Annotated in this window: 13 protein-coding genes; 2 read left to right on the top strand and 11 right to left on the bottom strand. The window is 55.8% G+C overall.

The window, feature by feature from the left end:
- Positions 1–534: 534 nt before the first annotated feature.
- Together EDF78_RS24740 and EDF78_RS24735 are read left to right on the top strand one after the other, a co-directional pair.
- Complete coding sequence (locus EDF78_RS24740) at positions 535–939, top strand: CidA/LrgA family protein (protein ID WP_119822410.1); 405 nt, start codon at positions 535–537, stop codon at positions 937–939.
- On the top strand, positions 932–1,627 hold the full coding sequence (locus tag EDF78_RS24735) for a CidB/LrgB family autolysis modulator (protein ID WP_095922290.1): 696 nt from the start codon (positions 932–934) through the stop codon (positions 1,625–1,627). The genes EDF78_RS24740 and EDF78_RS24735 overlap by 8 nt, the downstream gene beginning before the upstream one ends.
- A gap of 328 nt (positions 1,628–1,955) precedes the next feature.
- Here EDF78_RS24735 and flgL read toward each other — a convergent pair whose 3' ends face one another.
- The 11 genes from flgL to flgB all read right to left on the bottom strand — a co-directional run bounded on the left by flgL (position 1,956) and on the right by flgB (position 12,110).
- Positions 1,956–2,918, bottom strand: coding sequence for a flagellar hook-associated protein FlgL (flgL, locus tag EDF78_RS24730; RefSeq protein WP_119822408.1), 963 nt, complete (start codon positions 2,916–2,918; stop codon positions 1,956–1,958).
- Positions 2,919–2,945: 27 nt separating this feature from the next.
- The gene (gene flgK, locus EDF78_RS24725; RefSeq protein ID WP_119822407.1) at positions 2,946–4,598 is read right to left on the bottom strand and encodes a flagellar hook-associated protein FlgK; all 1,653 of its coding nucleotides are present in this window, start codon (positions 4,596–4,598) and stop codon (positions 2,946–2,948) included.
- Between the two features lie 141 nt (positions 4,599–4,739).
- Positions 4,740–5,708, bottom strand: coding sequence for a flagellar assembly peptidoglycan hydrolase FlgJ (gene flgJ / locus EDF78_RS24720; RefSeq protein ID WP_095922293.1), 969 nt, complete (start codon positions 5,706–5,708; stop codon positions 4,740–4,742).
- Complete coding sequence (locus tag EDF78_RS24715) at positions 5,708–6,814, bottom strand: flagellar basal body P-ring protein FlgI (protein ID WP_095922294.1); 1,107 nt, start codon at positions 6,812–6,814, stop codon at positions 5,708–5,710. Before EDF78_RS24715 ends, flgJ begins: the two co-directional genes overlap by 1 nt.
- Before the next feature lie 10 nt (positions 6,815–6,824).
- Positions 6,825–7,529, bottom strand: a complete 705-nt coding sequence (locus EDF78_RS24710) for a flagellar basal body L-ring protein FlgH (protein ID WP_095925152.1) — start codon at positions 7,527–7,529, stop codon at positions 6,825–6,827.
- 129 nt (positions 7,530–7,658) lie between these two features.
- Positions 7,659–8,441 (bottom strand): flagellar basal-body rod protein FlgG, encoded by a 783-nt coding sequence (gene flgG / locus EDF78_RS24705; RefSeq protein ID WP_095922295.1) that lies wholly within the window; start codon positions 8,439–8,441, stop codon positions 7,659–7,661.
- A 21-nt stretch (positions 8,442–8,462) separates the two neighbouring features.
- On the bottom strand, positions 8,463–9,218 hold the full coding sequence (locus tag EDF78_RS24700) for a flagellar basal body rod protein FlgF (RefSeq protein ID WP_095922296.1): 756 nt from the start codon (positions 9,216–9,218) through the stop codon (positions 8,463–8,465).
- Positions 9,219–9,252: 34 nt separating this feature from the next.
- Positions 9,253–10,500, bottom strand: coding sequence for a flagellar hook protein FlgE (flgE, locus tag EDF78_RS24695; protein WP_095922297.1), 1,248 nt, complete (start codon positions 10,498–10,500; stop codon positions 9,253–9,255).
- A gap of 76 nt (positions 10,501–10,576) precedes the next feature.
- Positions 10,577–11,278, bottom strand: a complete 702-nt coding sequence (flgD, locus tag EDF78_RS24690) for a flagellar hook assembly protein FlgD (RefSeq protein ID WP_119822406.1) — start codon at positions 11,276–11,278, stop codon at positions 10,577–10,579.
- 11 nt (positions 11,279–11,289) lie between these two features.
- Positions 11,290–11,694 (bottom strand): flagellar basal body rod protein FlgC, encoded by a 405-nt coding sequence (gene flgC, locus EDF78_RS24685; RefSeq protein ID WP_013575164.1) that lies wholly within the window; start codon positions 11,692–11,694, stop codon positions 11,290–11,292.
- 5 nt (positions 11,695–11,699) lie between these two features.
- Complete coding sequence (gene flgB, locus EDF78_RS24680; RefSeq protein WP_095922299.1) at positions 11,700–12,110, bottom strand: flagellar basal body rod protein FlgB; 411 nt, start codon at positions 12,108–12,110, stop codon at positions 11,700–11,702.
- Positions 12,111–12,194 lie beyond the last annotated feature (84 nt).

Below are 12,194 nucleotides of genomic sequence, written 5' to 3'. Positions count from 1 at the left end.
ATGCGATGGTGCGAGATGGTCGTGAATGGGCAGCAAATTAATCGCTGCCGGATTGACATTCGACACAGCTGCTCCCCCTTCGCAGGGGGAGGAGCCAAAACCGCGTTGCTCCCTCACACTTCGCCATGGGTGGAACCGAAAACCGGCTTTCTCCCTCACATTTCGCCGCGGGGGGAGCCGAAAACCGGCTTGCTCCCTCCCCTGCGAAGGGGAGGGCTGGGGTGGGGTATTAATGACAACTCGGAATCTGGTGTTGCCTGCTGAACCCCCTCCCCGCCTCCCCCTTCGCAGGGGGAGGAGCCAAAACTGCGTTGCCGCCTCACACTTCGCCATGAGTGGAGCACGTCACGGACCCGTTGCTACTTTCTCAATACCCGCTGAAACGTCCCTCCGGCGCGGTGAAGGAGAAAACAAAACCTGCCAGTCGCACGCCATTTTGGAATACACTTCATTCCTAAATTTCATACTGAGTTATGTGGCACAGATCACATCTTAATTGTATGATGAATGCATCATTCAACTGGGTGAAACACCATGAGCAACGCAACCTCTCTGACATTTCAATATATTCGGGCGTTTATTCTGATTTATCTCTGTTTATTCGCCGGGAATGCGATTTCATCTCTTTTGCCACTCACGATACCTGGCAGCATTATCGGGATGCTGATCCTGTTCGGGCTGCTTTCCACGCAAATTCTGCCGTTTAAATGGGTCAAACCGGGCTGTAACATTCTGATCCGTTATATGGCGCTGTTGTTCGTGCCTATCGGCGTCGGGGTGATGAATTACTACGAGCAACTGCGCACGCAGTTTGGCCCGCTGGTGGTGTCCTGTCTGGTGAGTACCCTTATCGTGCTGCTGGTTGTCGCCTATTGTTCACACTACATTCATGGCGAACGCGGTGCGGTGGGCGAAAAGGCGGAGAACAAAAATGATTGATATTCTGTGGTCATTGCCGCTGACGCTTATCGTGTTTTTTGCCACCCGTAAGCTCGCCATCAAACTAAAAATGCCGCTGCTCAATCCGCTGCTGATGTCGATGGTGGTGATTATTCCGCTGCTGCTGGTGACAAATATTCCTTACGCCCGCTATTTCGCTGGCAGCAAAATCCTCAATGATTTGCTGCAACCGGCGGTGGTCGCGCTGGCTTTTCCGTTGTATGAGCAATTGCATCAGATCCGCGCCCGCTGGAAATCGATCATCAGTATCTGTTTTATCGGCAGTGTCGTCGCCATGGTCACCGGCACGGCGATCGCGCTGTGGATGGGTGCAACACCGCAGATTGCGGCATCGGTCTTACCGAAATCCGTCACCACGCCGATCGCCATGGCGACAGCGCAATCCATCAACGGCATTCCGGCTATCAGCGCCGTGTGTGTGATTTTCGTCGGTATTCTTGGTGCCGTCTTTGGTCACACGATTTTGAATATTCTCAAAATCACCACCAAAGCCTCACGCGGACTGGCGATGGGCACCGCCTCGCACGCACTGGGCACCGCACGTTGCGCAGAAATGGATTATCAGGAAGGCGCGTTCAGCTCACTGGCGCTGGTGATTTGCGGGATCATCACCTCCCTCCTCGCCCCGTTCCTGTTCCCCGTATTACTTGCCCTGTTTGGTCATTAAGAATGATTAATCCTCTGGTAGGTTCCCCTGAATAACGAGTACAGATTCCTCTAACTGGTTCGGATTGTATCAAGGCGGCAACTGAGTGAATCCCCGGGAGCATACAATAAGTATGTGACCGGGGTTCGCGAAGGAAGCCAACGCTGAGCCAGTCTGAAATATGAAGAGGGAAAAAGAGTATGTCGCCAAACCTTAGAAAGACGACATACAAAGCTGAGAGTACCCGGTTTAAGTACAGTCAGAAAAGTGCCTGCATAACCGCAGATTTACGGTTATGCAGTCGATAACGAGAAGGTGTCTGGCGCGCAGGATCACGCGCCGGAGAGGATTACGAATTCATCTGGAACAGTGACATACCTTGCATGGCGCTGTAGGTTTTGTAGGACGCCTGAAGCGCGACCTGTTGCAGGGTGTAGGTCGAGATCGCCGAGGTCCATTCCGTATCCACCAGATTACTGAGTTTGGTGGAGTTGGTGACTTCACGGTTATCGCCGAGCGTATCCAGATTGTCCAGTTCACTCATCTGCGTACCCAGCTCAGAACGCACTGACAGCACGTTGTTGAGTGAGTTGCTCAGTCCACGGTTGGCTTTATCGATGGCATCAGTATATTCCGTGTCAGTGGTATAGTCGGCGGATGGCGTGGTCAGGGCTTTCAGCGCGCCGTCGATGGTTTTGAATATATCCGATTCACCGACAGAACCGCCCGGTTCGGTCTTCGCATCACCCGTTAGGGTATCAAAAATCTGATTACCGGTATGGTTGATGGTCATCGTGCGGCTGGCATCAACCTGCTGGGTGATCGCCGTCGTACCGCCGGAATAAGTCACTTCGCCGGTGGTGGCATCCTGGGTATAAGGCGCGGTATCACTTTTATAACCGGCGAAAATATAGCGTCCATTGCCGTCAGTGCTGTTTGCCAGATTCAGAAGCTGAGATTTCAGGCTTTCCAGTTTGGTCGCCAGTGAAGAGCGGTCGTCATCGCTCAGCGTACCGTTACCGGCCTGAACGATCAGCGTCTGCGCATCCTGGATGGTGGATGTCACGCTGCCTAAAATCGATTCTTCCTGACTCATGCTCTGGTTGGCAAAGGTACGGGCTACCGAATACTGACTGTTTTCTGTTTGTGCCTGACGCACCAGCACCGCCTGCGATGCCGCCAGCGGATCATCCGAAGGCTTGCTCACTTTGCTGCCGGTAGACAGCTGTAAGCCGGTCGCCTGGAAACGGTTCTGACCATCCAGCACCGCATCCATGTTCTGTTGGTAAATCATATTGGTACTAAGGCGCATGGCATCAGTTCCTTATCAGTTCCGGGATCAGCGGAGATTTATAATGGCGTCGAATATCGTCGATGCTGTCTGCACAACCTGGGCGTTAGCCAGATAATATTGCTGGAAACGTTGCAGGTCGCCGTACTCCTCATCGAGGTTAACCCCGGAGATAGACTGCTGCTGCGTGGTCAGCTGCGTCACAATATTGGCCTGCGCCGTGCTGGTGGTGGTCAGCGTGGCAACCTGGTTACCGACGTTACTCACCATGCTGGCATACGCGCCGGTCAGGGTGGATTTGCCTTCCACCAGTTTGGCGGTTTGCAGATTCAGCATGTTTTGTGCGTTGGTGTTATCACTGACACCGCTGTCTGCGGCACTGGCGGCGGCAATCAGGGAAGAATCACTGATGGCGACATTCAGGCTGCCTGCGACATTACTCACCGTTTTGATGGTGAAGCTGTCTTTGGTATCCGGTGTGCCGCTGACAGACACCGACAGACCATCAAATTCCAGGGTCGGATCGTCGTTACTGTCAGTCCCTGCCGTCGGGGTGATTTTTGCCCCATCGGAAACGCGGGTCACATCCCAGCTTGTGCCGTTGTACGACATGGTGTAATCGCTGGCTTTTACCGCTGAGGTGTCGGTATACGCCACATCCACGGCTGCCGTGCCCGTGTTTTTAGTGTTGCCCACGGTGGTCGCGCCGGTGAAGGAGAAGAAATCCGTCCCTGCGTCACCGTTGAGGTCAAAACCGGCTTTGTTGGTGGTATTGAAACTGTCGCCCAGCGCCAGCGCAAGCTGACCTAACTGGTTGATGGCCGGTTCCAGGTTTTCTTTACGGAAAGCCAGTGTGCCGCCAAGTGAACCGGTGGTCAGACGGCTTTCCTGAATTTCGGTCACGGAACCGTCCGCCTGCGTCATGCCCACGGTCAGTTTGGAAGGATCCGCACTCGACGCCATCGCCACGACGGTTTTCGCCGACCCACCGCTGACCAGCGGGGTGCCGTTGGCAAAGGAGACGTTGTAAGTATCGCCATCCTGCTGGGTCACCGTCACGCCGGTAATGTCATTCAGCTGGCTGACCAGCAGGTCGCGCTGGTCAAGCAGGGCATTCGGCTCCTGCCCGGTGCTGCCGCGGGTCGCGGTGATCTGATCGTTGAGTTTGGCAATCTGCGTCGCATAGGTGTTGATCTGGTCAACATTCTGCGTGATCTGCTGGTTAACCGCCGTGTTCATGTCGTTCAGGTATTTGGCTGAGCTGTTGAACTGCGCCGTTAAGCCCTGCGCTTCGCCCAGTACCGCCTGACGCGCCGAGCTGTCGCTGGCATTGCTGGTCAGGGTTTGCAGGCCGGTGAAGAACGTCGCCATGGTGGCGTCGATACCGGTTGAGCTGTCGCCCAGTAAGTCATCGATGGAGCTGGCCTGATCGAGCTGTGTCGATAACGCACTGCTGGTTGCGCTGGCACCCAGAAGCTGTTTGACCACAAAAGAGTTGTACTCACGGTTAACGCCCGTAACCGTAACACCGTTACCGATGTACCCGGCAGAGGTTGAGGTGCCGTTGCTTTCAGCAATAATGGCCGTCTGGCGGTTATAACCGGCCACACTGACGTTAGCGATGTTGTTCCCGGTGGTACTGAGCGCGGCCTGCGCTGCGTTCAGTCCGCTCATTGCGGTATTTATTAAGCTACTGGACATGAGTGACCTTTTGGCTGCCGGTGACTTTTTTACCACCGTGTAATTAAGGGAGCTGAACCGGGGCTTTCCCCTTTTCCCATTCTGATCGTGTTATCGGCCTGCACCGCTAAAACTTGAGAAAAAAAACGAGGATTTGCAGGTCTAAAAGATATCTTTTAAATCATGGCTATATGCCTTCACCGCCTGCTCGCCCGCGCCTTTAATTTTCTGGATCACACTGACCAGTTTATCGGCGTAATTCGGGTCGGTGGCGTAACCGGCACGTTGCAGGGCGTGAGCCGCCTGTTCCGGGGTATTGGCGGAGGCAACCTGTGCGTAACGCGGGTTATTGGTGAGCAATTTGATGTAGTCGCTGATGGCTTCGACATAAGAGCCATAGACGCGGAAACTGGCCTGCACTTTTTTCGCCACGCCGTTGGTGTATTCGGTGGTGGTGATCCGGGTGGTCGGGCCGTCCCAGCTGCTGCCCGCTTTGATACCAAACAGGTTGAAGCTGCGCTTGCCATCGGAGGTCGGGATTTCGCGCTGCCCCCAGCCGGATTCCAGCGCGGCCTGCGCCATGATCAGCTGATGCGGGATCCCGCTGTCTTTACTGGCGACCTGCGCCGGAATGGTCAGGCTGGAGACGAACTGTCCGCTGTCGGTTGGCAACGGTGCGCCGCCGGTGGTGCGGTCCGGCGCGGTCGGGATGACTTTACGCAGGTACTGTTCCATGGCCTGAACCGGAAGGGTTTTGAGCACTTCGTTATCCAGCGCCATCGGCACCGTACCCGCCAGTTCAGACGGTTGTTTACTGCCGCCGGTGAGCTGTTCCACCATCATGTCAGCCATGCCCAACCCTTTGTTGGACATGTCCTGCGCAATTTGCTGATCGTACATCGATGTATAAAGTTTGGTGGATTCGTTATCCAGAATGCCACCCTGCGGCAGTGCCTGACGCATGCTTTTCAGCATCATCTGCACGAACACCCCTTCAAACTGTTTAGCCACTTCTTTGATGTGCGCCTGCGGATCCTGCGCCACATCCCGCTTCAGTTTGTTCAGGGAGTTCGTATCGTACGCCGCAGATTGCGGGTCAAACGTCCCTGACATCGACATCAGATCGCTCATCAGATAATTTCCAAATCAGCACGCAGGCATCCGGCTGTTTTCATTGCCTGCAGGATAGACATCAGATCGATAGGCGTCGCGCCTAACGCATTCAGGGTACGCACCACGTTGTTCAGGCTGGCACTCGAACGTACCTGCTGAATCGACCCGCCCGACTGACGAACGGAAATATTGGTGTTTGGCGTCACCACGGTCTGACCGCCGCCAAATGGCGTGTTCGGCTGACTGACATCGTTCTGACGATCGACCACCACAGAGAGGTTGCCCTGCGCCACCGCACAGCTGTCCAGCGTGACATCGCGGTTCATGACCACCGAACCGGTACGGGAGTTGATGATCACTTTCGCGTCCATCGGCCCGACGTTGACTTCGATATTTTGGATCTGCGCCAGAATGCGCACCTGCGAGGTGTTGCCACGCGGCACCACCACCTGAATATTGCGGGAATCCAGTGCCGACGCCACGCCCATCCCCTGACGGTTGATCGCATCGCTGATCTGCTGAGCCAGATTGAAATCTTCGTCGTTGAGTTGCAGGTTGATCACGCCTTCGGTCCCGAAGGTGCTTGGCAGTTCACGTTCAATGGTTGCCCCGCCGGTGATACGACCGCCGGACACCTGGTTCACCGTGACGCTGCTGCCACCGGCAGACGCACCGGCACCGCCCACCAGCACGTTACCCTGTGCCAGCGCGTACACCTGGTTATCCACGCCTTTCATTGGCGTCATCAGCAAGGTGCCGCCACGGATACTTTTGGCGTTACCCATGGAAGACACCACGACGTCGATGGCCTGACCGGCTCGCGAAAACGGCGGCATCTTGGCCGTGACCATGACCGCCGCCACGTTTTTCAGCTGCATATTGGTGCCTGCCGGTACGGTGATACCGAGCTGGGATAACATGTTGGTCAGCGTCTGGGTGGTGAACGGCGTCTGGGTGGTCTGGTCACCGGTACCGTCGAGGCCGACAACCAGACCGTAGCCGATCAGGGCGTTATCACGCACACCCTGAACGGTGGTCAGATCGCGAATACGATCGGCGGATGCGGGCAGTACCACCAGGGTAGACATCGCCAGACAGAGAATACCGGAGAGAAGTTTTCGCATGATTGCCTCGTTATAACGGCGATAAGTTTAAGAAGAACCGCTGCAACCAGCCCATGTTCTGCGCTTCATTGATGTAGCCGTTACCCACGTACTCGATGCGTGCATCTGCCACCTGCGTGGAGATCACGGCGTTCGCGCCGCTGATGGTGCGTGGGTTGACCACACCGGAGAACCGGATAAATTCGGTTCCCTGATTAATTTCGATTTGTTTTTCACCGACCACTTTCAGGTTGCCGTTGGCCAGCACTTCGGCGACGGTCACGGTCAGTGTGCCGCTGAAGGTGTTATTGGCTGCAGCACCGCCCTTGCCGGCGAAGGTGTTCGCACCGGAGGTATCCACGGCGGCACGGCCATTGCCGAACAAGCCTTCCAGATAACGCGGGGTGGTATCAAAGCCAAACGTCGTGGAGCCGTTACGGCTGGCGTTCGCTGAGGAGCTTTTGCTCGCACTGACGTTTTCCTGCAAGACGATGGTCAGCGTATCGCCGATATTACGTGGACGGCGGTCTTCAAACAGCGGCTGATAACCGTAGTTCATCGGCTGTACTGACTGGAAAATCGAACCGTTTGGAACCGGCGGTGCGGCAGGCGCAGGCGCCGCTGTGGTTGTTCCGGGGACCAGCGGGGTGTGCGGCATATACGCGCAGCCATTCGCCAGTAATGTGATTAACAGCGGCAGCACCAGCTTGCCTGGTCGGTCTGTAGAAGAAGTCATTACCGACGTGTTTTTTTTGGTCACCACAGTTATCGCCTTTAAAAAAATCGACCTGGTAGGGATCTGAACCGGTTCAGGACAGGAGCGGATCCGCCCCTGTCCTCTTTTTGTCTTACTGACACAAAAAACTTACAGCTGAGAAAGTTTCTGCAGCATTTCGTCCGACGTGGACACGGCTTTACTGTTGATTTCGTAAGCGCGCTGCGTCTGGATCATGTTGACCAGTTCTTCCGCCACGTTGACGTTAGAGGTTTCCACATAACCCTGATACAGCAGACCCGCGCCGTTCAGGCCCGGTGTGCTTTCAGTCGGTGCGCCGGAACTTTGGGTTTCCTGATACAGGTTCTCACCCAGTGACTCCAGGCCGCTGTTGTTGATGAAGGTGCTCAGCGTCAGCTGACCGACCTGCTGTGCCGCCGTCTGACCTTGCGTGGTCACACTGACGATACCGTCACGGCCCACGGTCATGCTCAGGGCATTGGCCGGAATGGTGATGGCCGGGATCACCTGATAACCGCTGGAGGTCACCAGCTGACCGTTCTGGTCAACCTGGAAAGAACCGTCACGGGTATAGGCGGTGGTGCCGTCCGGCAACTGCACCTGGAAGAACCCTTCCCCTTTTACGGCGATGTCTTTGCTGTTGCTGGTCTGCGACAGGTTACCCTGCGAGAACAGACGTTCTGTAGACACAGGACGCACACCGGTACCGATCTGTAAACCGGATGGCAGGTTCGTCTGTTCAGAAGACTGCGCACCAGGCTGACGGACGGTCTGGTAAAGCAGGTCTTCAAATACCGCACGCTGGCGTTTAAAGCCGTTAGTGCTGACGTTCGCCAGGTTGTTGGCGATGACGTCCATGTTGGTCTGCTGGGCATCCAGACCGGTTTTCGCAATATACAGCGATGGGATCATGTTTTTACTCCTCTGCCATCATCAGCTCATTGACAGCAGATTGTTGGCACTCTGTTCATTTTCATCGACGCTGTGGATGACTTTCATCTGCATCTCAAAGCGACGGGCGTTGGCGATCATGTCAACCATGGTAGACACCGGGTCCGCGTTACTGCCTTCAAGCGTGCCGGGCATGACGTGAATGGTCGGGTCAGCCTGTAACGCGGCACCCCGCGCCTGCACGGTGGCCGGGGTTGGCCGGAACATGCCGTCGTCGCCACGGGTGACTTCGTTGTTTGCAGCCTTTACCAGCTTGAGTTTGCCGAGCTGCCCCATGGTGTTGGGATCAGCACCGGCTTCAAGTACGGCAATGGTGCCGTCCGCTGAAATCGTGAGCTGAGAGTCCGGCGGAACTTCGATCGGCCCGTTATCCCCCATCACCGGATGACCCTGAACGGTCAGCTGGTTAGTGGGGGAAACCTGCATGTCACCGTTACGGGTATAGGCTTCAGAGCCATCAGGCATCTGCACCGCAAGGAAACCGTCCTGCTGTAACGCCACGTCAAGCGGGCGTCCGGTGTAGTTCAGTTTCCCCTGGGTCATGTCTGCGCCCGGCGTAGACGCGGTGACCAGCGTACGGGTTTGCAGGCTTTCACCGTCCACCGGCACTGCGCGCATCGCTAAAAGCTGCGAGCGGAAGCCCGGTGTATTGGCGTTGGCCAGGTTACTCGACGTCACCGACTGCTGAACCAGCGTCTGACTGGCGGCGCCGCCTGCGGTGTAGATAGCGTGATCCATAATGCTGCCCTGTTCTCAGGTGATAAAACGGCTATTAACGCAGGTTAACCAGCGTGTTCAGGATGGAGTCCTGAGTTTTGATGGTTTGCGCATTCGACTGATAGTTACGCTGAGCAACAATCATGTTGACCAGTTCAGCACTCAGATCGACGTTGGAAGATTCCAGCGCGCCGCTGGTCATGGAGGCTAAACCGCCTTCACCTGCAATGCCATTCACAGCCTGACCGGAAGACGCGGTGGCGGACCACACGTTATCGCCCTCAGATTTCAAACCTTCAGGGTTGGAGAAGTTACTCAGCACAATTTGCCCCAGTAACTGGGTTTTGTTGTTGGAGTAAGTCCCTGAAATGGTGCCGTCATCATTGATGGTGTAACCGGTCATCTGACCTGCGGCATAACCATCCTGAGTCAGGGAACCGATGCTGTCGCTGCCGGTACTCTGCTGGATACTGCCGGTGAAGTTCAGCGCCACGGATTGCGGATCCACCGCACCGTTTGTCGCCGTGCTCATTGGCAGGGTCAGAGTCAGCGGAGTGGTCGTCGGGTTGCCCGCTGCGTCATCGGTGCTGGTCAGTGCGCCACTGGTGCTGAAATTCAGGGTACCGATTTTGGCTGCGGTCGCCGTCGCGTCGCTGCCATCAAGGGAATACACATCCCAGGTGTTGGCGGCAGTTTTGGCGAAATACACGCTGTTATCGTGGGAGTTACCCAGTGAGTCATAGGTGGTGATGGTGCTGACGTAGTTGTAGCTGGTGTCATCGTTCGGGTTGAACGTGGTCGCTGCCGGGATCGCGGTATCAGTAGAGTTCAGGTTAGCCACCATCGTCCCCACGGTGGTCGCGTTGGCGCTCATCATGGTGGTCGGAATGCTCAGGGCAACAGGCTGTGCGCCCGCCGCGATGGTCGGTGGTGTACCGGTTGCCGGATAACCTGTCACGCTCAGGCCCTGGGTATTGACCAGATTACGGTTTTCATCCAGAGAGAACTGACCATTACGGGAGTAATACACACCGCCGCTGGCATCGGTCAGACGGAAGAAACCGTTGCCGCTCAGTGCCACGTCCAGTCCGCGCGAGGTAGACGTCGTGGTACCGTCGTTGAAGTTCTGGGTGACAGCGGCAACTTTAACGCCCATACCGGTCTGGGAACCGGCAAACATATCGGCAAAAGAGGCGGTCGCGGTTTTAAACCCAACGGTCGCGGAGTTGGCAATGTTGTTACCAATCACGTCGAGGTTGGTTGATGCCGCGCTGAGACCGCTGACTGCTTGTGAAAAGCTCATGTTAGCTCCGTTTACTGTGTGAAGTGTTTTCAGCTCCTCCCCCTTCGCAGAGGAGGGAGCGGTCTGAGTTATTCGCTTACAAAATCTGGCGTACGGAATCCACGGTAGCGGTTCCACGTACACCCAGATCCAACGCGGTATTACCGGATGAATCTGTGGTCACACCGTTGACCAGTGCATAGTTCAGCGGTGTTGCCACCATTTGCTGACCATTGTTCAGGGCATTGATGCTGAAGGTATAGCTGCCGTCCGGTGCTTTGGTGCCATCATCCTGTGTGCCATCCCAGGTGTAGCTGTGAACCCCGGCAGTCTGGGATCCCAGAGTGATGGTTTTCACGACTTTACCGGTGGAGTCACTGACAGTGGCGGTGGTGGTATCGGACGCGGTTTCCAGTTCGAAACCAAAAGGTGTGGTGCTGACGGTGCCGTCGGTATCACTGCCGACCAGGATCGCACTGCCGGATACCATGACGCCGTGGCCGATCAGCGAACTGGCCTGCACGGAAGTCCCGCTGGAGATTTGTCCGGAGATGCTGCCCAAGGTGGTATTGAGTTTTTCAATCCCGCTCACGGTGCTGATTTGCGCCAGCTGACTGGTCAGCTCGCTGTTATCCATCGGATTGGTCGGATCCTGGTTTTTCAGCTGCGCCACCAGCAGGGTCAGGAAACTGCTGGATAAGTCTTCTGCCGAACTGGTGCCGGTGGTCGATGTGCTGGAACTGGTACTGGATATCGTCGTGTTATCAGTGGTGTCATTAATCGACGTCGTAATTGCCATGGTTCGCTCCGCTATTGCCCCAGAGTGAGAGTTTTCATCATCAACGACTTGGTGGTGTTAAGCACTTCGACGTTGGCCTGATAACTGCGGGAAGCGGAGATGGTGTTCACCATTTCGCTGACCACATCTACGTTTGGCATCTGTACATAACCTTTCGCATCCGCCATCGGATTGCCCGGCTCGTACACCATGCGCATCGGCGCCGGGTCATCAACCACTTGCGCCACTTTCACGCCGCCCGTTTCCTGTCCGGGTGCCGCATCCACCTGGAAGACAACCTGCTTCGCTTTGTAGGGTTTACCGTCAGGGCCGGTCACGCTGTCGGCGTTGGCCATGTTACTGGCGCTGACGTTCAGACGCTGAGACTGCGCGGCAAGCGCAGAACCGGCGATATCAAAAATACCGAGCATCGACATATGAATTATCCTTGCAGCACCGACATCATCCCTTTAATTTGCCCGCCGAGAACGGTCAAATCGGTCTGATAGCGCACGCTGTTATCCGCAAAGTTGGTACGTTCACGGTCCATGTCTACCGTGTTGCCGTCTGCTGACGGCTGGTCAGGGATCCGGTACATCAGATCCATATCAGCGGGCTGAACGTTCGAGGCCGCGATATGACGATCGGAGGTCAGCGATAACGACATGCCGCTGCCGCTGGCACGCCCCTGCTCCATCACTTTCTGTAACTGACTGGCGAAATCGATATCGCGGGCCTGATACCCCGGGGTATCCGCGTTCGCAATATTGGCTGAAAGTATTTCTTGCCGCTGGGCGCGCAGGTTGAGCGCTTCCTGTTGGAACTGTAGTGCGGCGTTCAATTTGTCGAGCATGCGCCCTCCGCAAAGTGAGATTTTGGAGTCGACAGCATAAATGCGAGTGTCAACTACCTATCGTCTGAATAAGCATAAAATCGG

This window comes from Rahnella sp. BIGb0236, from assembly GCF_004364755.1.
GTDB classification, from domain to species: Bacteria; Pseudomonadota; Gammaproteobacteria; order Enterobacterales; family Enterobacteriaceae; genus Rahnella; species Rahnella victoriana.
The sequence above is the reverse complement of the archived record's forward strand: the minus strand, read 5'-3'. Positions and strand labels throughout refer to the sequence as shown.

What these genes read in the sequence shown, in the direction of transcription:
- EDF78_RS24740 (WP_119822410.1), top strand. Translation starts at nt 535, where the DNA reads ATGAGCAACGCAACCTCTCTGACATTTCAATATATTCGGGCGTTTATT.
- EDF78_RS24735 (WP_095922290.1), top strand. Translation starts at nt 932, where the DNA reads ATGATTGATATTCTGTGGTCATTGCCGCTGACGCTTATCGTGTTTTTT.
- flgL (WP_119822408.1), bottom strand. Translation starts at nt 2,918, where the DNA reads ATGCGCCTTAGTACCAATATGATTTACCAACAGAACATGGATGCGGTG.
- flgK (WP_119822407.1), bottom strand. Translation starts at nt 4,598, where the DNA reads ATGTCCAGTAGCTTAATAAATACCGCAATGAGCGGACTGAACGCAGCG.
- flgJ (WP_095922293.1), bottom strand. Translation starts at nt 5,708, where the DNA reads ATGAGCGATCTGATGTCGATGTCAGGGACGTTTGACCCGCAATCTGCG.
- EDF78_RS24715 (WP_095922294.1), bottom strand. Translation starts at nt 6,814, where the DNA reads ATGCGAAAACTTCTCTCCGGTATTCTCTGTCTGGCGATGTCTACCCTG.
- EDF78_RS24710 (WP_095925152.1), bottom strand. Translation starts at nt 7,529, where the DNA reads ATGACTTCTTCTACAGACCGACCAGGCAAGCTGGTGCTGCCGCTGTTA.
- flgG (WP_095922295.1), bottom strand. Translation starts at nt 8,441, where the DNA reads ATGATCCCATCGCTGTATATTGCGAAAACCGGTCTGGATGCCCAGCAG.
- EDF78_RS24700 (WP_095922296.1), bottom strand. Translation starts at nt 9,218, where the DNA reads ATGGATCACGCTATCTACACCGCAGGCGGCGCCGCCAGTCAGACGCTG.
- flgE (WP_095922297.1), bottom strand. Translation starts at nt 10,500, where the DNA reads ATGAGCTTTTCACAAGCAGTCAGCGGTCTCAGCGCGGCATCAACCAAC.
- flgD (WP_119822406.1), bottom strand. Translation starts at nt 11,278, where the DNA reads ATGGCAATTACGACGTCGATTAATGACACCACTGATAACACGACGATA.
- flgC (WP_013575164.1), bottom strand. Translation starts at nt 11,694, where the DNA reads ATGTCGATGCTCGGTATTTTTGATATCGCCGGTTCTGCGCTTGCCGCG.
- flgB (WP_095922299.1), bottom strand. Translation starts at nt 12,110, where the DNA reads ATGCTCGACAAATTGAACGCCGCACTACAGTTCCAACAGGAAGCGCTC.